Annotated in this window: 17 protein-coding genes and 2 riboswitches; of the genes, 10 read left to right on the top strand and 7 right to left on the bottom strand. The window is 71.3% G+C overall.

Annotated elements, in window-relative coordinates; all coding sequences use genetic code 11:
- Positions 1-57: 57 nt before the first annotated feature.
- The 6 genes from ABD369_RS03770 (at position 58) to ABD369_RS03745 (ending at position 5,558) form a co-directional block, all read left to right on the top strand.
- Positions 58-918, top strand: a complete 861-nt coding sequence (locus ABD369_RS03770) for a double zinc ribbon and FHA domain-containing protein (RefSeq protein ID WP_425557527.1) — start codon at positions 58-60, stop codon at positions 916-918.
- 76 nt (positions 919-994) lie between these two features.
- The gene (gene ftsR, locus ABD369_RS03765; RefSeq protein ID WP_344634758.1) at positions 995-1,750 is read left to right on the top strand and encodes a transcriptional regulator FtsR; all 756 of its coding nucleotides are present in this window, start codon (positions 995-997) and stop codon (positions 1,748-1,750) included.
- Positions 1,751-1,882: 132 nt separating this feature from the next.
- Complete coding sequence (locus tag ABD369_RS03760; RefSeq protein ID WP_344634736.1) at positions 1,883-2,356, top strand: bifunctional nuclease family protein; 474 nt, start codon at positions 1,883-1,885, stop codon at positions 2,354-2,356.
- Positions 2,357-2,609: 253 nt separating this feature from the next.
- On the top strand, positions 2,610-3,299 hold the full coding sequence (locus tag ABD369_RS03755; RefSeq protein ID WP_344634735.1) for a MerR family transcriptional regulator: 690 nt from the start codon (positions 2,610-2,612) through the stop codon (positions 3,297-3,299).
- A gap of 93 nt (positions 3,300-3,392) precedes the next feature.
- Complete coding sequence (locus ABD369_RS03750; RefSeq protein WP_344634734.1) at positions 3,393-4,094, top strand: SanA/YdcF family protein; 702 nt, start codon at positions 3,393-3,395, stop codon at positions 4,092-4,094.
- Between the two features lie 63 nt (positions 4,095-4,157).
- A complete protein-coding gene (locus tag ABD369_RS03745) occupies positions 4,158-5,558 on the top strand; it encodes a DNA polymerase IV (RefSeq protein ID WP_344634733.1) in 1,401 nt (466 codons plus the stop codon).
- Positions 5,559-5,749: 191 nt separating this feature from the next.
- On the opposite strand, the gene ABD369_RS03740 is transcribed toward ABD369_RS03745, so the two are convergent.
- Positions 5,750-7,231, bottom strand: a complete 1,482-nt coding sequence (locus ABD369_RS03740) for an MFS transporter (protein WP_344634732.1) — start codon at positions 7,229-7,231, stop codon at positions 5,750-5,752.
- A gap of 177 nt (positions 7,232-7,408) precedes the next feature.
- The gene (locus ABD369_RS03735) at positions 7,409-8,542 is read right to left on the bottom strand and encodes a PRC and DUF2382 domain-containing protein (protein WP_344634731.1); all 1,134 of its coding nucleotides are present in this window, start codon (positions 8,540-8,542) and stop codon (positions 7,409-7,411) included.
- 225 nt (positions 8,543-8,767) lie between these two features.
- Positions 8,768-8,875, top strand: a riboswitch (glycine riboswitch).
- Between the two features lies 1 nt (position 8,876).
- A riboswitch (glycine riboswitch) is annotated at positions 8,877-9,008 on the top strand.
- 105 nt (positions 9,009-9,113) lie between these two features.
- Here ABD369_RS03735 and gcvP point away from each other — a divergent pair.
- Positions 9,114-11,987, top strand: coding sequence for an aminomethyl-transferring glycine dehydrogenase (gene gcvP / locus ABD369_RS03730; RefSeq protein ID WP_344634730.1), 2,874 nt, complete (start codon positions 9,114-9,116; stop codon positions 11,985-11,987).
- Between the two features lie 71 nt (positions 11,988-12,058).
- Here the strand turns inward: gcvP and ABD369_RS03725 are convergent, their stop codons facing one another.
- The gene (locus ABD369_RS03725) at positions 12,059-12,247 is read right to left on the bottom strand and encodes a DUF5999 family protein (protein WP_344634729.1); all 189 of its coding nucleotides are present in this window, start codon (positions 12,245-12,247) and stop codon (positions 12,059-12,061) included.
- A 531-nt stretch (positions 12,248-12,778) separates the two neighbouring features.
- Positions 12,779-13,378 carry a hypothetical protein gene (locus ABD369_RS03720; RefSeq protein ID WP_344634728.1) on the bottom strand — a complete coding sequence of 200 codons (600 nt, stop codon included), beginning with the start codon at positions 13,376-13,378 and terminating at the stop codon, positions 12,779-12,781.
- Between the two features lie 361 nt (positions 13,379-13,739).
- On the opposite strand from ABD369_RS03720, the gene ABD369_RS03715 reads away from it, so the two are divergent.
- From ABD369_RS03715 to ABD369_RS03705, 3 genes are all read left to right on the top strand, one after another.
- Positions 13,740-15,239: a glutamate-cysteine ligase family protein gene (locus tag ABD369_RS03715; RefSeq protein WP_344634727.1), complete on the top strand. Its 1,500-nt coding sequence runs from the start codon at positions 13,740-13,742 to the stop codon at positions 15,237-15,239.
- 246 nt (positions 15,240-15,485) lie between these two features.
- Entirely contained in the window at positions 15,486-16,280 is a 795-nt protein-coding gene (locus ABD369_RS03710) for a CPBP family intramembrane glutamic endopeptidase (RefSeq protein WP_344634726.1), read from the top strand.
- A 151-nt stretch (positions 16,281-16,431) separates the two neighbouring features.
- Entirely contained in the window at positions 16,432-17,871 is a 1,440-nt protein-coding gene (locus ABD369_RS03705; RefSeq protein ID WP_344634725.1) for a S28 family serine protease, read from the top strand.
- A gap of 233 nt (positions 17,872-18,104) precedes the next feature.
- Here the strand turns inward: ABD369_RS03705 and ABD369_RS03700 are convergent, their stop codons facing one another.
- From ABD369_RS03700 to ABD369_RS03690, 3 genes are all read right to left on the bottom strand, one after another.
- Positions 18,105-18,611 carry an HAD domain-containing protein gene (locus ABD369_RS03700; RefSeq protein WP_344634724.1) on the bottom strand — a complete coding sequence of 169 codons (507 nt, stop codon included), beginning with the start codon at positions 18,609-18,611 and terminating at the stop codon, positions 18,105-18,107.
- Between the two features lie 428 nt (positions 18,612-19,039).
- Positions 19,040-19,732, bottom strand: coding sequence for a dienelactone hydrolase family protein (locus tag ABD369_RS03695; protein ID WP_344634723.1), 693 nt, complete (start codon positions 19,730-19,732; stop codon positions 19,040-19,042).
- A 150-nt stretch (positions 19,733-19,882) separates the two neighbouring features.
- Positions 19,883-21,295 (bottom strand): sugar porter family MFS transporter, encoded by a 1,413-nt coding sequence (locus ABD369_RS03690; protein ID WP_344634757.1) that lies wholly within the window; start codon positions 21,293-21,295, stop codon positions 19,883-19,885.
- Positions 21,296-21,365 lie beyond the last annotated feature (70 nt).

The raw sequence follows: 21,365 nt of genomic DNA, 5'->3' as shown, positions 1-21,365 counted from the left end.
TCCGAGCCTCTCACCCTGCCCCGCGGGCGGGTCTGTCACACGCAAGGAGACTCGCCCGTGAGTCTGTTCTCGAAACTGTTCGGTCGTAACAAGCGGGGGGCCGCGGCGGAGGCGCCGACGGCGCGTCACCGGATGTCCGACGACGACGCCGCCGTCCCCGGGATGCGGTCCGCGGACCAGCAGAACCAGTACACCGAGCGTCCGCTGTTCCGCGACGGCGGCGCCAATCAGGCACCGTACGGCGCGTCGGTTGATTCCTCGGGCGCCGCGCGCATAGCTTTCGAGTCGGGACCCTCAACCTCTGCTGGAGGGTTTGCTCCGGATCCGTACGCCGGGCATGCCCCGTCGGGCGTGCCGAGCCAGGAGGCTGTGAACATGACTGCCGGTGCCCTTCCCTGTCCCCGGTGCGGGAACCAGAACCCGGCGGCCGCCCGCTTCTGCAACAACTGCGGTACGGCGCTGCGCGGTGGGTCGATGCCCGAGGGCGCGGCGGAGACCACGTCGACCATCTCGATCTCCGGTCTGGAGTCCTACGACCCCACCGCCACCGGAACGGGCGCCACTCCGGCGCTCTCGGCCGAGGTGCTCTCCGCGATCGACGCGCTGCCGCCGGGTTCGGCCCTGCTGATCGTGCAGCGCGGCCCGAACTCAGGCAGCCGCTTCCTGCTCGACTCGGATGTCACTACGGCGGGTCGCCACCCGGAGGGGGACATCTTCCTGGACGACGTCACCGTCTCTCGTCGCCACGTCGAGTTCCGCCGGACCTTCGGCGGGTTCTCGGTGGCCGACGTGGGCAGCCTCAACGGCACCTACGTCAACCGGGAGCGGATCGACCAGGTGACGCTGAACAACGGTGACGAGGTGCAGATCGGGAAGTACCGGCTGGTGTTCTTCGCCAGCCCGCAGCGGGGGTTCTGAACCACACCGGGGGTACTGAACACGACGTCGGCAGGAGCCCCGAGTGACCGCGCACACCCCTTCATCCGTCGAGGCCATCCACGTCCCCGGCTCGCGTCGAGCAGCCGGGGGCCGGCGGCGCGGTGACGAACTGCTCAGCATCGGTGCGGTGCTGACCTTCCTTCGGGACGACTTCCCGGAGGTGACCATCTCCAAGATCCGCTTCCTGGAGGCGGAGGGGCTGGTGGAGCCGCAGCGGACGCCCTCGGGCTACCGCAAGTTCAGCCCGGCCGACGTCGAGCGGCTCGCGTATGTGCTGCGGATGCAGCGGGACCACTACCTGCCGCTCCGGGTGATCCGGGAGCACCTCGACGCGATGGAGCGCGGCGAGGCGCCGCCGGCGCTGCCGGCTCCGGACGCCCGGCCCGGTCCGCTGGACGAGGCGGACCGGGAGCTGGTGGCGGCCTCCGGTGCGGTGGCCGGGGTCCGGCTGGGCCGCGCCGAGCTGCTGGCGGCGGCGGAGGCCGGCGAGTCGGAGCTGGCCGAGTGGGAGTCCTACGGGCTGCTCGCCCCCGGTCCGGACGGCGGGTACGACGGCGAGGCGCTGCAGGTGGCGCGGCTGGTCGCGGAACTCGGACGTTTCGGCCTGCAGCCGCGTCATCTTCGGGCCATCAAGGCGGCGGCGGACCGGGAGGTGGCGCTGGTCGAGCAGGTGGTCGCCCCGCTGCGGCGGCACCGGAACCCGCAGACCCGGGCACATGCCGAGGCCACCGCGCGTGAGCTGGCCACCCTGTCGGTGCGGTTGCACGCCGCGATGGTGCAGGCGGGGCTGAAGGCCAGGCCGGCTCAGTGAGCTCCGTACGGCAGGGCGGAACCGTTCCTTCACGGCCGGAAACCGGCCTCCGGGGGCGTGCGGGTACCTGTGCGGGAGCGCCCCGACCGGCTGCGCTTTCATATCCGCGGCAGGGGTCATAGGGTTGCCACTGTGAATGAGCTCGACGTCGTGGGTGTCCGGGTGGAGATGCCTTCCAACCAGCCGATCGTGCTGCTGCGGGAGGTTGGGGGAGATCGGTATCTGCCGATCTGGATCGGTCCTGGCGAGGCGACTGCGATCGCTTTCGCCCAGCAGGGTATGACTCCGGTGCGGCCGCTGACTCACGACCTGTTCAAGGACGTGCTGGACGCGCTGGGCCAGCAGCTCACCGAGGTCCGGATCAGTGATCTCAGGGAGGGCGTGTTCTACGCCGAGTTGGTGTTCTCCGGCGGTGTCGAGGTCAGCGCGCGCCCGTCGGACGCGATAGCCCTCGCCCTGCGGACCGGTACGCCGATCTTCGGGAGCGAGGAGGTGCTCGCCGAGGCGGGCATCGCGATCCCGGACGAGCAGGAGGACGAGGTGGAGAAGTTCCGCGAGTTCCTCGACCAGGTCTCGCCGGAGGACTTCGGTGGTGGCCAGCAGTAGCGCCGGACCGCCGCAGCGTCGCGGGAGACCGGGGGAAGCACCGGCTGCCGGACGCAAGTCTCGTTTTGCCAAAGGTCGTCCGTCTACCCACACTTGAGGCACGAAAAACCACACCATCGAGTGACATTGGTGGTGAGCCTCGGCGTGGCGATCGTTGACGGGTCACTGGCGACTGCCTACCGTCAGGAGTGGCTCCGGTGAGTTACTCCACCCGGGCCCATACAGCCCACAGGACGAGCGGACGGAGGTAGGCATGAGCGGCTTGGGCGACGAAGCAGCCGTTGGAGGCCCGTGCTCCGTGCACGTACCACGCTCAGGGCGGAAACTGCTGCTGGAGCGGGCCCGGGAGGCCGCGGTCGTCGAGCAGCAGGAGCGGGAGCTGCCCAGGGTCGGGCGGTTCCCGGCCGTGCAGCCCGGGCAGCCGGCGATCGAGCGGCCGGCGCCCACCTCCGAGCTGGTGGGCTACCGGGGGCCGACGGCCTGTGCCGCGGCCGGGATCAGCTACCGCCAGCTGGACTACTGGGCCCGTACCGGGCTACTGGAGCCGAGCGTGCGCAGCGCGTACCCGGCCAGTGCGCAGCGGCTCTACAGCTTCCGCGACATCCTGCTGCTCAAGATCGTCAAGCGTCTGCTGGACGCCGGAGTCTCGCTCCAGACCATCCGGGTGGCGGTGACGCACCTGCAGAGGGCCGAGGTCGTCGACCTGGCCGGGCTCACCCTGATGTGCGACGGGGCCACGGTCTACGAGTGCACCTCCCCGCAGCAGGTGGTGGACCTGTTGAAGGGTGGTCAGGGGGTCTTCGGCATCGCGGTCGGCGCGGTCTGGCAGGACCTGGAGGCCACGCTCGGGCGTCTGCACGCCGAGCGGACCGACACCGGTGAGACGCTGATCGGGCACGACCCGGCGGACGAGCTGGCCCAGCGCCGCAACCGGGCCGGCTGAGCCGGCGACCGAGGTCGTACGAGGGCCCGGACGGGGAACCGTCCGGGCCCTCGTCGTCGTCCGGGCAGGTGAAACGATCACGAGGGGGACTCGGTGGGATGGAGCTCGCGGCCTAGGCTGCCCCGCTGGCTGGCACTGCGGACGAGACGGGGGCAGCGGCGTGCGTTCCAGGCGGTCACGCTGCTGAGCGCGCTGGCGCTGGCCCCGAGTACCTGGCTCTGGCTGAGTGAGACGGACCGGGTCGACACCGTGCAGGCCGTGCCGGGCGCCCCGGTGGCCGTGGTCTTCGGCGCGGGTCTGTTCAACGGCGAACCGTCCCCGTATCTCGCGCACCGGCTGGACGCGGCGCTGGCGCTGTATCAGCAGCGCAAGGTGGAGGCCATCCTGGTGACGGGTGACAACAGTCGGGACGACTACGACGAGCCCGATGCCATGCGCCGCTACCTGGTCGACCACGGGGTGCCGCGGATCCGGGTGGTGGAGGACTACGCGGGCTTCGACACCTGGGACTCCTGCGCCAGGGCCCGGCGGATCTTCGGAGTGGACCGGGCCGTGCTGGTAAGCCAGAGCTTCCATGTACGGCGGGCGCTGGCACTGTGCCAGGCGGCAGGCATCAGGTCGTACGCGGTCGGGGTGCCGGAGCCGGGGAACGCCACCTGGTACTACGGCGGACTGCGGGAGATCCCCGGCGCGGGCAAGGCGGCGCTGAACGCCTGGCTGAAGCCGGACCCGCAGTTCCTCGGCGCGCGGGAGGACGGGATCGCCCGGGCGCTGGCGGACGCGGCGGGGCACTGACCTCCGCGGATTCGGGCGGACCGCCGCACGGGAGTTGTCAGACCCCTGAGGGATGATCGGCAGGTGCGGACAGTGCCGAGCATCATCCACCTCGACATGGACGCCTTCTTCGCCGCGGTGGAGCAGGCGTCCAAGCCCAGCCTGCGCGGCAAACCGGTGGTGGTCGGCGGCCTGGGCGGCCGGGGGGTGGTGTCCACCGCCTCGTACGAGGCGAGGCGCTTCGGGGTGCACTCGGCGATGCCGATGGCCCAGGCCCGGCGGCTGTGTCCGAACGCGGCCTTCCTGGCTGGGCGCTTCCAGGCGTACCGGCAGGTGAGCGAGATCGTGATGGGCCTGTTGAGGGAGCTGTCGCCGCTGGTGGAGCCGCTCAGCCTGGACGAGGCGTTCGTGGATCTGGAGGCCGGGCCGTACGGTCCGGCGCTGGCCGACGCCGGCCCGCAGGAGGGGGCCCAACTGGTGCGGGCGATCGCGGAGGACCTGCGCGCGGACATCCATGCGCGGACGGCGCTGACCGGTTCGGTGGGCGCGGCCGGCTCGAAGCTGATGGCGAAGATCGCCTCGGAGCAGGCCAAGCCGGACGGCCTGGTGCTGATCGGGATCGGATCCGAGCGGGCGGTGCTGAGTCCGCTGCCGGTCCGGGCGCTGCCCGGGGTCGGCCCGGCCACCGAGCAGGCGCTGCGGCGGGTGGGCCTGGCGACGGTGGCCGATCTGGCGGAGGCGGGCGAAGAGGAACTGGTCCAACTGCTCGGCCGGGCGCACGGGACGGGGCTGTACGCGACGTCCATAGGGCTTGACGAGCGCGCGGTGGTGCCGGACCGGGACGCGAAGTCGGTTTCGGTGGAGGACACCTTCGAGGTGGATCTGGCCGACCGGGACGTCATCCTGCGCCAGGTGGAGGTGCTGACGGCGCGCTGCGTCCAGCGACTGCGGGCGGCGGGACGCTCGGGCCGGACGGTGGTGCTGAAGGTCCGGCGGTTCGACTTCTCGACCCTGACCAGGTCGGAGACCCTGCGGGCGCCGACCGACGACGAGGGGGTGATCGCCGAGACGGCGCGGCGACTGGCGATGCAGGTGGACATCACCGGCGGGGTGCGGCTGCTCGGGGTCGGGGTGTCCCAGCTGGCCGACTTCACCCAGGAGGACCTCTTCGCCCAGGCTGCGGCGCAGGCGCAGGCGCAGGCGACGGCCGAGGCGGGGGAAGCCGCCGACGCGACGGAGGAGCCTTCGGAGCCCGAACCGGGCGAAGCGCGGGCGAAGGACGTCGTGCCGCCGACCGGGCGGCGCTGGCTCCCGGGGCAGGACGTGACGCACGCCGAGTACGGCCCGGGGTGGGTCCAGGGCAGCGGGGTCGGCCGGGTCACCGTACGGTTCGAGACGCCGTACGGCCCGCCGGGGCGGGTCAGGACGTTCGCGATCGACGATCCGGGGCTGGAGCCCGCGGACCCGCTTCCTCTGCGGCAGTAGCCGTAAGCCCGTGCCGATGGATGGTGAAACGTTTCAGCAAGCACGCGGAAACGCTGTGGCCCCGTACCCGGAGACATCCGGGTACGGGGCCACCTGTCGGGCCGGGCCCTGGGCGGGTCGCGATGCCCTCACCGCCCGCCGGGGCCCAGTCCCCTCGCGCCCTGTCCCTGAGCGCGAGGGCGGGCGCCTCGTCAGACGCCGGTCTCGACCAGCTCCGACTCGGAGCCGCTCGCCACCGGAACGGCGGTGGCGGGTTTGATGCGCCGGATCGCGAACGGCACCACGGCGGCCACCAGGCACATCGCGGCGGCGACCCAGAACGCGTGCTTGTAGGCGTCCAGCGTGGGCAACTGGATCGGCAGCGGGATCGGGAACTTCATGGTGTCGCCGGTCAGGATCGCGCCCATCACGGCGGTGCCGATGGCGCCGCCGACGGTGCGCAGTACGGCGTTCATGCCGTTGGCGATACCGCTCTGCTCGGCCGGGACGGCGCCGTTGATGTACGCGGGCATCGCGGCGTAGGCGAGGCCGACGCCGAGGCCGAAGACGGCGGAGGCGAGGTAGATGTCACCCTCGGCGCTGTGCCGGACGGCCAGGTAGGCCATCGAGGCGGCGCCGAGCGCTCCGCCGAGGACCAGCGGCAGACGCGGGCCGCTGCGGGCGATCAGCAGGGCGCCGACGGGGGCGGCGACCATCGAGCCGATGGCGGAGGGCAGCAGCATCACGCCTGCGTGCAGCACGGTGGCGGTGAAGCCGTAGTGGGCGAACTTCGCGGGGGTCTGGGCGAAGTTGCTGATCACCATGAAGGAGCCGTACATCCCGAAGCCGATGAGCAGGCCGGAGATGTTGGTGAAGGCGACGGCCGGGCGGGACATCATCTTCATGTCCACCAGCGGGTGGCTGACCTTGACCTCGATGGCGATCCAGATCAGGGCGACCACGGCGGCGACGGCGAACAGGCCCAGGGTCTTGGTCGAGGTCCAGCCCCAGTGGTTGCCCTGGCTGACGGCGACCAGCAGGGCGCAGAGCCAGCCGGCCAGGGTGAGCGCGCCGAGCGGGTCGGCGCCGCCGTCCTTGTCGACGACCGGGTCCTTGGGGACGCGCAGGGCGACCAGAGCGACCGCGATCAAGCCGAAGATCAGGCCCATCCAGAAGATGGACTTGTAGCTCCAGTGCTCCAGCAGCAGGCCGGTGGCGACCAGGCCGAGGCCCGAGCCGACGCCCATCGAGGCGGAGATCGCGGCGACGCCGCCGGTGACCTTCTCCCGGGGGAGCTCGTCACGGACGATGCTGATCGCCAGCGGGAGCACGCCACCGCCGGCGCCCTGCAGGACGCGGGCGACGACCAGCCAGGTGAAGGAGTGGGTGCCGACCGCGAGGGCGGAGCCGGCGACCAGGCCGGCCAGTGAGATCAGCAGCATCGGCTTGCGGCCGCGCAGGTCGCCGAAGCGCCCCAGTAGCGGGGTCAGCACGGCGGCGGAGAGCAGGTTGGCCGTCATCAGCCAGGTGATGTTGGAGCCGGCGGTGTGCAGCTCCTTGGCCAGCGACGGCAGGATCGGGACGACCGCGGTCTGCACCACGCTGAACGCCAGCATCGCCAGGATCAGAGCGGGCAGCACTCGTGCGCTGCTCGGCTTCTCGGCCGTGGAGCTGGGCTGTGGTGCCTCACTCACGGTTCTTCCTCCAGTTCAGGTCCCTCGGCGGTTGTGGCCAAGGGCGAAAGTCAACGAACTGAAGTAACGATGCACATGGATAGTTCAGACTGTCAAATATCTACGGTTGAAAATTAGGCAAACCGGTCGCCCCGGCTCCGTTTCGTCCGGTGCCGGGGCTGGAAGCGAAGCGACGGGTCAGGCGTGGCGCAGCGGTTCGGGACGGGCGGGCGGTGGGGTGGAGGGCGTCGCGCCCGGGGTGGTGGGAGCGTCCGGGGTGGTGCTGTCGTACACCTCGACCTGCTCCCGGCGCAGCTCCTCGCGGATCACCTGCTCCTCGGTGTACCGCTCGACCACCAGGCGCACCCGCTCGACCGGCGCCAGGTACTTGCGCAGCACCGGCCGCTCCTCGCGCAGGGTCACCTCCTCGACCGCGTCGGCGAGCTCCTGGTCGCTCAGTGCGGCCCGCTCGGACTCGGTCACTGGCACGCGCTCGACCCGAACCCGCTCCCGGGCGAGCCGTACCCGGCGCTCCACGGACTCGGTGGTCACGTACTTGCGCAGCCGCGCGGTGCCGAGGACGTGCCACTCGGTGCTGATGTCGAGGCGCTCCTCGCGGCAGGTGATCTCGATGGGCCCGGCCGGCGCGCCCTGGGCGGCCGCCCGGTCCGGGGTGGGGGCGTGCACCGCCCGCCCGTTGGACCCGGTGGTTCTGAGGGCGGGCCTGTCCGCCACGGCGGGGCTCTTGACGTGGTCGGCCGGCGGCGTGGCAGGCTGTGCGGTCGGGCTTGGAGTCGGAGCCGGAGCTTGAGTCGGCGGTGTGAAGCCGGCCGTCGCGCGCTCCCCGGTGGCGGGTGCTGCCGGAGTGGCGGGTGCGGAGGGCGCCGGGGGTGTGGCAGGTGCGGGGGCTGCCGCGGGCGTGGGCTGGGTGGCGGGCGGGTGCGGTCCGGTCGACCCGACGGAGCCGAAGTCCCGGTCGGTGGTCTTCGAGGTGCGGTTTGCGGGTGCCGCCGAGGGGGCGCTCGCGTCCAGGCCGTAGTAGCGGTAGAGCTGCAGCTCCTGTGCGGGCGAGAGGTGCTGCCCGACGCCGAAGTCTGGCGATTCCTTGATCAGTGACTTGTCGTACGGGACCCTGAGTTCGTCGCCCGAGAACTCACTGGTGGTCAGCGGGACGAAGGCATCCCGGCCGAAGATCCCGGTTCGCACCGCGGCCCACTCGGGCTCACCCGTCGCGTCGTCGAGATAGACCTCGTCGACCGTGCCGATCTTGTCACCGTTCCGGTCGACCGCCTTGTGGCCGATCAGGTCCCGCGGATCGATGTCGGTCTGCACGCCGTCCTCCACTACGTGCTCCTGGGGGAATCCCGTCTGGTGGGCGGCTTGGAGGAGCTGTCCGACCGCCACTTCACACGAAAAGCCATCAAGTCGGACAGCGGCTACCCGAAGGCAGCCGTACGGGAGGGCGTTGGGCTGTCCGGGGTCGTCGGTGTTCCGCCCGATCGCTCCCGACCGACCGGTGATCTGCGGGGTTTCCGCTGGTACCCTGGGCGCGACCGCCGAGCCCGCTCGGGAGAGTCCCCAATCCCCGTTGAACTGCGGGAAGTGGGGCGCCGAAGGAGCAAACCCTCCCCGGAATCTCTCAGGCATCCGTACCGTGTGGGCTAGGTCACTCTGGAAAGCAGGGCAGGGCTGTTGGCGCGGGAGCCGGCGGCACCACCCTCACCGACGGTGCAAGCCGATGGACGCCCCCCGGGCCTCCCGCGCGGCGAAGCTCTCAGGTCCCGATGACAGAGGGGGAGGCCTGTCGGGTTCACACGCACATCGGACCACCGCTCCCACAGCGGCGGAGCCCAACGACGTGTGCACCCCCCCGCCGGTCCGCGACCAGGAGGCCTCGACCCCCATGAACGCCCAGCCGACGCTCGCCGAGCTTGAGCAGGCCAGCCCCTTCGAGACCCGCCACATCGGCCCCGACACCGCCGCCCAGGACAAGATGCTGGCGCAGGTGGGCTACGGCTCGCTGGACGAGCTGTCCGACGCCGCCGTGCCGGAGGCCATCCGCAGCCTCACCGCGCTCGGCCTGCCCGCCGGTCGCAGCGAGGCCCAGGTGCTTGCAGAGCTGCGTGAACTCGCCTCGCGCAACCAGGTCCTGCAGCCGATGATCGGTCTCGGCTACTACGGCACGTTCACCCCGCCGGTGATCCTCCGCAACGTGCTGGAGAACCCGGCCTGGTACACCGCCTACACCCCGTACCAGCCGGAGATCTCCCAGGGCCGCCTGGAGGCGCTGCTCAACTTCCAGACCCTGGTCTCCGACCTGACCGGGCTCGCCACCTCCGGTTCCTCGCTGCTGGACGAGGGCACCGCCGCCGCCGAGGCGATGGCGCTGGCCCGCCGGGTCACCAAGGTCAAGGGCGGTGTCTTCCTGGTCGACGCCGAGACCCTGCCGCAGACCGTCGCGGTGATCAACACCCGTGCGGTGCCGACCGGCGTCGAGGTGGTCGTCGCCGACCTGTCGGACGGCATCCCGGCCGAGATCGCCGAGCGCGGCGTCTTCGGTGTGCTGCTCCAGTACCCCGGTGCCACCGGTGTGGTCCGCGACCTCGCCCCGGTGATCGAGCAGGCGCACGGCCTGGGCGCGATCGTCGCCGTCGCCGCCGACCTGCTGGCCCTCACCCTGCTGAAGTCCCCGGGCTCGCTCGGCGCCGACATCGCCTGCGGCACCTCGCAGCGCTTCGGTGTGCCGATGGGCTTCGGCGGCCCGCACGCCGGCTACCTGGCCGTCCGTGCCGAGTACGCCCGCAACCTGCCCGGCCGCCTGGTCGGTGTCTCGGTGGACGCCGACGGCAACCGCGCCTACCGGCTGGCGCTGCAGACCCGCGAGCAGCACATCCGCCGCGAGAAGGCCACCAGCAACATCTGCACCGCCCAGGTGCTGCTGGCCGTGATGGCCTCCATGTACGCCGTTTACCACGGCCCCGACGGCCTCGCCGACATCGCCCGCCGCACCCACCGCTACGCCGCCGCGCTGGCAGAGGGTCTGAAGGCCGGTGGCGTCGAGCTGCTGCACGGTGAGTTCTTCGACACCGTCACCGCCCGCGTCCCGGGCCGGGCCGCCGCGGTCGTGGACGCCGCCCGCGCGGGTGGCGTCAACCTGTACCAGGCCGACGCCGACACCGTGTCGATCTCCTGCGACGAGACCACCACCCGCGAAACCCTGGCCGCCGTCCTCGCCGCCTTCGGCATCGAGGGCGTCGAGCTGGACGAGAACGCCGAGGCGCTGCCCGCCGCGCTGCTGCGCGAGGACGAGTACCTCACCCACCCGGTCTTCCACGACCACCGCTCGGAGACCGCGATGCTGCGTTACCTGCGTCGCCTCTCCGACCGGGACTACGCGCTGGATCGCGGCATGATCCCGCTGGGCTCGTGCACCATGAAGCTCAACGCCACCACCGAGATGGAGCCGGTGACCTGGCCGGAGTTCGGCCAGCTGCACCCGTTCGCCCCGGTGGACCAGGCGGAGGGCTTCCTGACCCTGATCCGCCAGCTGGAGCAGCAGCTGGTCGAGGTGACCGGCTACGACGCCGTTTCCATCCAGCCGAACGCCGGCTCCCAGGGCGAGCTGGCCGGTCTGCTGGCGGTGCGTGCCTACCACCACGCCAACGGCGACACCCAGCGCGACGTCTGCCTGATCCCGTCCTCCGCGCACGGCACCAACGCGGCCTCGGCCGTGATGGCCGGGATGCGCGTGGTCGTGGTCAAGACCCTGACTGACGGCGACGTGGACGTCGAGGACCTCAAGGCCAAGATCGAGCAGCACCGCGACCAGCTCTCCGTGCTGATGGTGACCTACCCCTCCACCCACGGTGTGTACGAGGCCCAGATCACCGAGATCTGCGGCATGGTGCACGAGGCCGGCGGTCAGGTGTACGTGGACGGTGCCAACCTCAACGCCCTGGTCGGCCTGGCCAAGCCGGGCAAGTTCGGCGCGGACGTGTCGCACCTGAACCTGCACAAGACCTTCTGCATCCCGCACGGTGGCGGCGGCCCGGGCGTCGGCCCGGTCGCGGTGCGCGCGCACCTGGCGCCGTACCTGCCGAACCACCCGCTGCAGGCGGAGGCCGGCCCGGCCACCGGTGTCGGCCCGATCTCGGCCGCGCCGTGGGGTTCGGCCGCGATCCTGCCGATCTCCTGGACGTACGTCCGGCTGATGGGCGGCGAGGGCCTCAAGCGTGCCACCCAGGTCGCGGTGCTGAACGCCAACTACATCGCCAAGCGCTTGGCCCCGCACTTCCCGGTGCTCTACACCGGTCCCGGCGGCCTGGTCGCGCACGAGTGCATCATCGACCTGCGTCCGCTCACCAAGGAGACGGGCGTGACGGTGGACGACGTCGCCAAGCGCCTGATCGACTACGGCTTCCACGCCCCGACCATGTCCTTCCCGGTGGCCGGCACGTTGATGATCGAGCCCACCGAGTCCGAGGACCTGGGCGAGATCGACCGCTTCTGCGAGGCGATGATCGAGATCCGTGCGGAGATCGACAAGGTCGGCTCGGGCGAGTGGGCAGCCGACGACAACCCGCTGCGGAACGCCCCGCACACCGCCGCCAACCTGGCCGGTGACTGGGCGCACCCGTACACCCGGCAGGAGGCGGTCTTCCCGGCGGGCGTCAACCCGGCCGACAAGTACTGGCCGCCGGTGAGCCGGATCGACGGCGCGTACGGCGACCGCAACCTGGTCTGCTCCTGCCCGCCGCTGGACGAGTACGGCGTCTGAGTCGAACAGCAGCGCGGGGCCCTTCGGAGGATCGTTCCTCTGAAGGGCCCCGCGCCGTTCTCCGGGGTTGCTCAGGCCGCGGCCAGGGGCCGGTGCGGTGCGATCACCTGCCCGTCGGGCAGCAGCTCGCCGGTGTCATCGAAGATCAGGACGCCGTTGCAGAGCAGGCTCCACCCCTGCTCGGGGTGGCGGGCCACCGGGACGGCCGCCTCACGGTCGGCGGACTCCGCTGACGGGCACTCAGGACGGTGCTGGCACATGACTCGTACCCTCGCTTCGCTCACGACGATCCGCTCCCGCCGCCGCGGCCGCCCCCATCGGACCGGCCGGTAACGGGGCCCGTGGTGAACGCGCACCGACAGCTGCGGCCCGGGCGCACATCCTCGTCGAGGGTCGTTGCTCCGTCCGCCGGAGAAGTCGACCGCTGTGCCCGCCGGCGAAGTCGGCGGCAGGCCCGCGATGCACGTTCGGACTCGACTCTCGGCTCGCTCCTTCCCCCGCGTTCCCTGTTGCCGGTCGGTCCCGGGCGTCCGCCCCGCCGGTCGGATCTCCTGCCGGCCCCGGCTCATGTGTGAACCGGCGCGTCGGTGGGTAGGACTGGCAGCCCTTTCCACCTGATTCCCAGTGTCGGCATCGCGAGCCGATCGCGCAGCGATTTGGTGACATGCGCCACAACTGGCTTCGCTACATCACCCGTTCAGGCGGCGGAACCCGGTCGGGACGGCCGGACGGGCCACCCGGATGCTGACTCGACCGAGTCAGATCCAGATGGCCCGTCCGGGTGATTCGCCTCAGGAGATCCCGGCGGCCAGCCGCGCGGGGACCGCGGCGCGCTCCAGCATCGCCAGCAGTTCGAGCGCCGGGTAGACCCGGTGCGCGGTCACCCCGCAGGGGGCGGGCGCCAGCGGGATCAGCAGGTCGGTGGCCGGGCTGGCCTCCGGATGGTGCAGCCACAGCGCGGTGGCGTAGTGGCCGGGCATCGACAGCAGTCGCGGCTGGTGCCGGGACCGTGAGGACTGGGCGAGCTGCCAGGCCTGGCGCAGCGCCCGGACCGTGGAGTTCAGGTACGGCCCTGCGGTGAAGTGCGAGAAGGCGTGGCCGTCCGCAGTCTCGACCACTTCGGCCGCCGCCGCGACCTCGGCCGCGGGCTCCGCCGGGACCGCCGCCGAGCCACGCTTGATCAGGAAGCGCCACCCGGTGCGCCTGGCCGTGGCGAGCCCGGCGCCGGGTCCCTCCAGGACGTGCACCGCGAGCGGATGGGAGGGCAGCAGCGGGCCGGCGGCGTCGCGCAGCGCACCGGCGGCGGGCTGGCACAGCGCGGTCTCGGAGTCGAGCGCGGCAAGGACCGCGCGCAGGGCGCTGGGCGGGGGCTGGGGCGTCTGCATGGTCATGGCGGGTCGCCTCTCCGTGCTAGATCGGCGTGCGAGTGCGGCATACCGGCGTGGCGTTGGTGTGACGGGACCTGGGCCGTGTCCGGTTGGGCATGATCGCGGTGCGGGCGCGGAACCTGCCGACGATGAGATTCGGAGCGGCATGGCACCGGCTGGAAGCGCAGTGCGAATTCTACTCGAACAGGTGCGCAGGGTGACCTTCATATCACGTTCCGTGGCCCATGGCAAGCTGGGAGATGGCTGACGCAATGTCAGAAACCCTCTATCGTCAACCTGTTCGGGTGAGCGGCTATCGATCTTCCGGCGGGGCATGATGCAGGAGCGATCGGCCGAAGGATCGACCAAAGGTGAAGGGGCACCCATGGGCGAGAAGGTCGTGGCGAGTCGGGCGGAGCTGGCCGACCGGCAGTTGTACCGCCGGAAGCTGCAGTCCTGCATGGACGCACTGGAGCGGATGCTGCGGGAGGAGCGCTTCGACCGCCCCAGGGCCATGATGGGCCTGGAGATCGAGCTCAACCTGGCCGACGAGCAGGGCAGGCCGCTGATGTACAACGAGGAGGTGCTCGGCTCGATCGCCTCCAGCGACTTCCAGACCGAGCTCGGCCAGTTCAACATCGAGGTCAACATCGCGCCGCACCGGCTGACCGGCCATGTCCTGGAGGACCTGCGCGAGGAGCTCGACACCTGCCTGCGGTACGCCGACCGCAAGGCCGCGGAGGTCGGGGCGCGGATCGTGATGGTCGGCATCCTGCCGACCCTCGACCTGGACCACACCGGCCTGGACGCCATGTCGCACAACGACCGCTACACCCTGCTCAGCGACCAGATCCTGGCCGCCAGGGGCGAGGACATCGCGCTCGACATCCAGGGCGTGGAGCAGCTGTCGATCGAGTCGGTGTCGATGGTCGCCGAGGCCGCCGCCACCTCGCTCCAGCTGCACCTCCAGGTCACCCCCGAGCGCTTCGCCTCGGTCTGGAACGCCGCGCAGGCCTTCTCCGCCGTGCAGGTCGCCCTCGGGGCCAACTCCCCGTTCCTGTTCGGCCGGGAGCTGTGGCGCGAGACCAGGCCGGTGCTCTTCCAGCAGGCCTGCGACACCCGTTCGGCCGAGCTCAAGGCGCAGGGCGTGCGCCCGATCACCTGGTTCGGGGAGCGCTGGGTCGACTCCGCGCTGGACCTCTTCGCCGAGAACCAACGGTACTTCCCGGCGCTGCTCCCGGTCTGCTACGACGAGGACCCGGTCAAGGTGCTGGCCTCCGGCGGCATCCCCAGGCTGAACGAGATGCGCCTGCACAACGGCACCATCTACCGCTGGAACCGGCCGGTGTACGACGTCGCCGACGGCGTCCCGCACCTGCGGGTGGAGAACCGCTGCCTGCCGGCCGGTCCGACGGTCGCCGACACGCTGGCGAACGCGGCCTTCTTCTACGGCCTGGTGCGGGTGCTCGCCGAGCAGCCGAGGCCGATCTGGACCAGGCTCGCCTTCGCCCAGGCGGACGAGAACTTCCTGGGCGCCGCCCGGCACGGTATCGAGGCCGTCCTGCAGTGGCCGAAGAGCGGGCGGGGGGCACGCGGTACCGTCCCGGTCGCGGCCACCGAACTGGTACTGAGCGAGCTGCTCCCGCTGGCGTACCAAGGGCTGGCCGAGTGGGGGGTGGCGGCGGGCGACCGGGACCGCTACCTCGGCATCATCGAGCAGCGCTGCCTGCGCCGGATGAACGGGGCGGCCTGGCAGAGCGCCACCGTCCACCGGTTGCGCGAGCAGTACGGGATGGACCGGGCGGCGGCGCTGGCGGCCATGACGCGGCGGTACATGGAGTACTCGCGGGCGGGGGAGCCGGTACACACCTGGCCGGTTGGGTAGCGCGTTCGCCGCGCCGCGGGGCGCGCGGGCCGGGCGGTGAGCCCCGGACGAAGCGGCGCCCTGGACGAAGGGGTGCCCCTGGTGAAGGCGAGCGTCGGATGAAGGGGCGCCCGGCCGGTCGTGCGTTCACCGTGGCCGAGAAGCGTCCCCGGCCAGCAGCCCGGTGTTCAGAGGTTGGTATGGGAGGATGATCGGCCCGGCGGCAGGACCGGTCGTCGGGCCGAAGCTGCGTGCTGGAGAGCCCTGGTGACCACCGTTTCGACCGAGCCCGAACCCGGGACCGCCGCGCCGTCCCGCCGACTGCTGGTGGTCGAGCTGCTGATCGTGCTCGGTCTCTCGCTCGGCGCCAGCGGGGTCAGCGCGTTGATCAGCTTCCTCGGGTCGCTCACCCAGCCGATCGCGCTCGGCCACCAGGTCGCGATGCTCAACGGTTCACACGCTCCCGGCCGGCCGTGGCTCGACCTGGTCTGGCAGGTGTACTACGTCCTGCGCGGGCTGATGCCGGTCGCGCTGGTCGGCTATCTGCTGGTCCGGGAGGGAAGCTCGCTGCGGCAGCTGGGCTTCGACCTCCGCCACAAGCTCGGCGACCTCGGACGTGGCGCGGCCGTTGCCGCCGCGATCGGCGGTTCCGGACTGCTGCTCTACCTCGGTTCGCAGGCGGTCGGGGCCAATCTGACGGTCGCGCCGTCCGGGCTGCCGGACGTCTGGTGGCGGATCCCCGTGCTGGTGGCCTCCGCCTGGCAGAACGCCATCCTGGAGGAGGTGATCGTCGTCGGGTACCTTCTGCGCCGGCTGGGCCGGCTCGACTGGGGGCTGCCCGCGATGATCGCGGCCAGTGCGGTGCTGCGCGGCTCCTACCACCTCTACCAGGGCCTCGGCGGGCTGATCGGCAACACGGTGATGGGCGTGGTCTTCTGCCTGCTGTACCGGCGCTGGGGCCGGGTGATGCCGCTGGTGGTGGCGCACGCGCTGATCGACACCGTCGCCTTCGTCGGGTACGCGCTGCTGGCCGGGCACGTGAGCTGGCTGCCCACGGCGTGACACCCGGTCGGGGGCGGCCGAAGGGGGGAGTTCGGCCGTGAGAGCCCTTTGCTTTACCTGTTGTTGACAATGCGCCATGCTCACGCCAGCGTGGTGGGGCCCGACCGGGACCGTGTGATCCCTTCGACGACCCACCAGGCATGGAGAGTTGATGCGCAATCCGCTTCGCGGGCTGCTGCCCGCAGCCCTGCTCATACCGGCACTGGGCCTCGGGCCGGTGGTGTCGGCCGCCGCTCAGACCCGCACCTCCGTCGGTGCCGCCACGGTAATCGACGCCGACATCCGGGACCGGCTGGCCGCGATTCCCTCGGTGACCGTCACCGAGGAGAAGCCCGTCCCCGGCTACCGCTACTTCCTGCTGACCTACACCCAGCCGATCGACCACTTCAAACCGTGGCTCGGTACCTTCCAGCAGCGGTTCAGCGTGCTGCACCGGGGTGAGGACCGGCCGACCGTCTTCTACACCAACGGGTACACCCTGGGCGCCGAGCCGTCCCGCACCGAGCCGAGCCGGTTGCTCGACGGCAACCAGGTCTCCATCGAGTACCGGTACTTCACCCCGTCCCGTCCGGTGCCCACCGACTGGAGCAAGGCCGGGATCCGGCAGGGCGCGGCCGACGCGCACGCGATCATCACCGCCCTGAAGCGGATCTACGGCCAGAAGTGGATCTCCACCGGGGCCAGCAAGGGCGGGATGTCCTCCGTCTACCACCGCCGCTTCTACCCGGACGACGTGGACGGCACGGTCGCGTACGTCGCGCCCAACGAGGTGGACGACCGCGACGACGACGCCTACACCGAGTTCTTCCGGCAGGTCGGCAGCCCCGAGTGCCGGGCGGCGCTGCGGGTGGCGCAGCGCGAACTGCTGGTCCGGCGGGGCACACTGGAACCGCGCTACGCCGCCGACAACGCGGCCAAGGGCAACACCTTCACGGTGATGGGCAGCGCCGACCGGGCCTTCGAGGCCTCGGTGCTGGACGTGGTCTGGGGCTTCTGGCAGTACGGCACCGAGGCCGACTGCGCCACCGTGCCGGCGGTGAACGCCACCGACGACCAGCTCTACGCCTGGTTCGACACCCACTCGGGCGTGGCCGCGAACTCCGACGGCGCGTTGGCCCGGTTCACCGCGTACTACTACCAGGCCGGCACCGAACTCGGCTCGCCGAACTTCGACGTCTCGTACCTGAAGGGTGTGCTGCACTACGACCCGAGGGAGCTGTACGCGCCGCGCAGCTATGTGGCGCGCTCGATCCCGATGCGCTTCAACCCGTGGGCGATGCCCGACATCGACCACTGGGTGCGACACTTCGCGCGGCGGGTCATCTTCGTGTACGGGGAGAACGATCCCTGGGGCGCCGAGCGGTTCGAGCTCGGGCGGGGCAGCTGGGACAGCTACGTCTACACGGTGGCCGGTGGCAACCACGGTTCGAAGATCGCGGGGCTGAAGGCGGACGAGTCGGCGGCGGCGACGGCGAAGCTGCTCGCGTGGGCCGGGGTGCCGTCCGGGGCCTCCCTGGCTAGGGGGCACCAGGTGCCGGCGTTCGGCCCGCTGGACGCCGAGTGCCTGCGATTGGAGCACAACCGGCTCTGAGGCGGAGTACTTCAGGGGTGGAGCACCTCCGGCGCGGAGTAGTTCTGATCCGGAGTGATCCCGGTGCGGAGCACGTCGGACCGGGAGCGGCTCCGGGCTTGACCCCCCGGGGAGCCGATTCGCTCCGGCTCCGATCAGCTCGGAGTCGGAGCGAATCCGACCGCGATGAACTCCGGAGGGGATCGTTCCACGCCGTCGTTCCAAGGCGGACGGCGGCGGGGGTTCGGGACGGCTCAGCGGTACCGTCGGGCGGCCGGCGGGCGCCGCAGCAGCCGGTCCACGTGGTGGCGCTGGAGGCCCTGGCCCGGGTCGACGGGCAGCAGCAGCCGGTCCCGTCGCAGCAGGGAGTTGCGGACCAGCCGGCGCGGGATCAGGTCGTCCACCCAGGCGAACGGCCGTCCGTCCGCGAAGCGCAGCAGCGGTGCCCACTTGAAGGCCCGGAAGATGTCCATCAGCGGCACCCGCGGGTCGTCCGGCTGCGGGACGTAGTCCGAGAAGCGCACCACCGGCAGTCGGGGGAGGCCGAGCAGTGGCGAGATGTGGATGTTGGCCTGCTCCTCCCAGGTGGTCGCCCAGCAGAGCTGGTAGCTCCCGGCGAGTTCGCGCAGCCACTCGCCGTGGGTCCTGGACAGCAGGACGGTGTAGCCGAGCAGGTCGTGGGTGTCGAAGCCCGCGTCGGGGTACGGGCAGACGGGATTGAGCACTCCGTCCACGTCCAGGAACAGCAGAGGTTCGGACACTGGGCTCCCCCCGGAGTGGCGACAGTCTCATCCAAGGGGACGAACGGGGTCCGGTCCCGGTTTCCGACGCCGGACGATCAGCCGGCGGTGGCCGCCTCCGGGGCGGGACGCGTGGCCGGGACGCACACGCCCCCGACCGCGGTGGTGAGGATCAGCACGACCGAGAACCGCAGCACCATGACCTGCGGTCAGCGGTGCCCGGTGAACTCCCGCCGGCCCTCGCGGAGTTCGTGCGCCAGGATGGGCCGGTCGGGAGGGGCCGGAACGAGCCCGAGGCGGCTCCGGAGCGCGCGGGCCGCGGTCCGGCGGTACTCGTCGGATTGCCGGTGCCCCGGCCGAGGGTGCTTCCCGAGACGGCTTCAGCGGGACTAGGCCCCGGACGCGCGGGAGTACCAGAGACGGCTCCGGAGGGACCGGTGCCCCGGGCGCTATCCGAGGTGGCCCCAGAGGAAGCTGAGCGTGCGCTGCCAGGCGATCCGGGCCTGGAGGGCGTCATAGGTGCCCAGCAGGTTCTCCTCGTTCATGAAGGCGTGGCCGGCAGGGTAGAAGTGGATCTCCGGCCGGCGGTCGGTGGCCTCGCCGATCCGGATCGCCGCCTCGTCCACGGCGGCCACCGGGATCGAGCGGTCCCGCTCGCCGTAGTGCCCGAGCACATGGGCGGTCAGGCCCCGGTAGTCGTAGTCCGGGTCCTTCGGCAGGCCGTAGAACGGCACCACGGCCGCGATCCGGTCGCCCTCCTGCGCGGCCAGTACCAGGGCGAAGCCGCCGCCCATGCAGAAGCCGACCGCGCCGATCGAGTCGCCGACCGCCTGCGGGTGCTCCAGCAGGAAGTCCACCGCGCCGCGCAGGTCGCGGACGGCCTGCTCGACCGGCAGCTGCCGCAGCAGCCGGGCGGCCTCGTCCTTGTCGTGGGTGGTCTCGCCACCGTACAGGTCCGGGGCCAGGGCGACGAAGCCTTCGGCGGCGAACCGGTCCACGGTATCGGCCAGTTGGGAGGTCAGCCCCCACCACTCCTGGACCACCACCAGTCCGGGCCCGACTCCCCGGGGTGGCAGGGCGAGATACCCGTGTGCCGTCCGCCCGTTGCTGGGGAAGGTGACGTTCTGGCGGGAACCGCCCATGGCCTGGACTCCGTCGGGTGGGCCGCGTGAGCGGCGGGCAGCGGGCGCTGGTTGGGCCCGGGCAGCATGATGCAATGCAGGGGTGGGGCTTGGCCAGGTACCCGGCCCGGGCCGATCGGGTGAGCGGCGGGCCGTCCGGCCGGCCCGGGGTCAGCCCATCTCCTCCAGGGGACGGCCCTTGGTCTCCCTGATGCAGTAGGCCACGAAGGGGATGGAGAGCAGCGCGAAGCAGGCGTAGATGACGTACGTCGCAGACAGGTTCCAGTCGGAGAGGGTCGGGAAGGTCACGGTGATGGCCCAGTTGGCGAGCCACTGGGCCGAGGCGGCGACCGACAGGGCCAGCGCCCGGATCCGGTTGGGGAACATCTCGCCGAGCAGCACCCAGACCACCACGCCCCAGGAGAAGGCGAAGCACAGCACGAAGACGTGGGCGGCGGCCAACGCCGTTGTGGCGTAGGAGCTTTCGAGAGTCGCGGTGGAGCCCTTCCCGACCCGGTGGGAGAAGGCCCAGGCCGCGGTGGCGAGCGAGAGCGCCATGCCCGTCGAACCGGCCAGCGCCAGCGGCTTGCGGCCGATCCGGTCCACCAGCGCCATCGCGATCACGGTGCCGAGCACGTTGACGATCGAGGTGGAGAGGCTGATCAGCAGTGAGTTGCTCTCGTCGATGCCGACCGACTGCCACAGGAACGACGAGTAGTAGAAGATCACGTTGATGCCGACGAACTGCTGGAACACCGAGGCGCCGATGCCGACCCAGACGATCGGCAGCAGGCCGAACCGGCCGCCCGTCAGGTCCTTCGGCCGGGGCTTGTGCACGGATGCCAGGACCGCGCGGATCTCCGCCACCCGGGCGTCCAGGTCGACGCCCGGGCCCTCCACCTCCAGCAGCACCGCGCGGGCCTTGTCCTCCCGGCGGTCGGCGATCAGATAGCGCGGGGACTCGGGGATGGCCAGCGCCATCAAGCCGTACACCAGTGCCGGGATGGCCTCCACACCGAGCATCCACTGCCAGGCCTGGATCCCGCCCAGGTGCCCGGTGGACTCGCCGCCGGCGGCCTGGTTCAGGGCCCAGTTGGCCAGTTGGGAAACGGTGATGCCGAGCACGATGGCCAACTGCTGGAAGGAGGCCAGTCGTCCCCGGTACGCGGTCGGGGCGACCTCGGCGATGTAGGTGGGTGCGATGACCGAGGCGATGCCGATCGCGATGCCGCCGACCACCCGCCAGAAGCCCAGCAGTTCGATCGAGGGCGGGAACATCGAGCCGACCCCGCTGACCGCGAACAGGAAGGCGGCCAGCAGCATCGTCCTGACCCGGCCGAGACGGTCGGCCAGCCGGCCGGCGATCACCGCGCCGACCGCCGAGCCGAGCAGCGCGACGGCCACCACGAAGGCGGTCTCGCCGTTGCCCACCCTGAAGTGCTTCTGGATGCCCGTCACCGCACCGTTGATGACCGCGCTGTCGTACCCGAACAGGAATCCGCCCATCGCGGCCGCCGCCGAGATGAAGACGACGTAGCCCAGATGGGCCTGGTCGCTGTGGTGGGTGGGAGTGGTACTGGACAGGACGGGCTCCCGGGGTTCGGCGGTCCGCCCGCGCGGCCGGATGGAACAGCTCCACCGCTCATTTCAGCAG

This window comes from Kitasatospora cystarginea (genome assembly GCF_039533515.1).
GTDB lineage: Bacteria > Actinomycetota > Actinomycetes > Streptomycetales > Streptomycetaceae > Kitasatospora > Kitasatospora cystarginea.
The sequence above is the reverse complement of the archived record's forward strand: the minus strand, read 5'-3'. Positions and strand labels throughout refer to the sequence as shown.

Coding starts and splice junctions, on each gene's coding strand:
- ABD369_RS03705 (WP_344634725.1), top strand. CDS start 16,432: ATGCGCAATCCGCTTCGCGGGCTGCTGCCCGCAGCCCTGCTCATACCG.
- ABD369_RS03695 (WP_344634723.1), bottom strand. CDS start 19,732: ATGGGCGGTTCCCGCCAGAACGTCACCTTCCCCAGCAACGGGCGGACG.
- ABD369_RS03720 (WP_344634728.1), bottom strand. CDS start 13,378: ATGACCATGCAGACGCCCCAGCCCCCGCCCAGCGCCCTGCGCGCGGTC.
- gcvP (WP_344634730.1), top strand. CDS start 9,114: ATGAACGCCCAGCCGACGCTCGCCGAGCTTGAGCAGGCCAGCCCCTTC.
- ABD369_RS03725 (WP_344634729.1), bottom strand. CDS start 12,247: ATGTGCCAGCACCGTCCTGAGTGCCCGTCAGCGGAGTCCGCCGACCGT.
- ABD369_RS03755 (WP_344634735.1), top strand. CDS start 2,610: ATGAGCGGCTTGGGCGACGAAGCAGCCGTTGGAGGCCCGTGCTCCGTG.
- ABD369_RS03715 (WP_344634727.1), top strand. CDS start 13,740: ATGGGCGAGAAGGTCGTGGCGAGTCGGGCGGAGCTGGCCGACCGGCAG.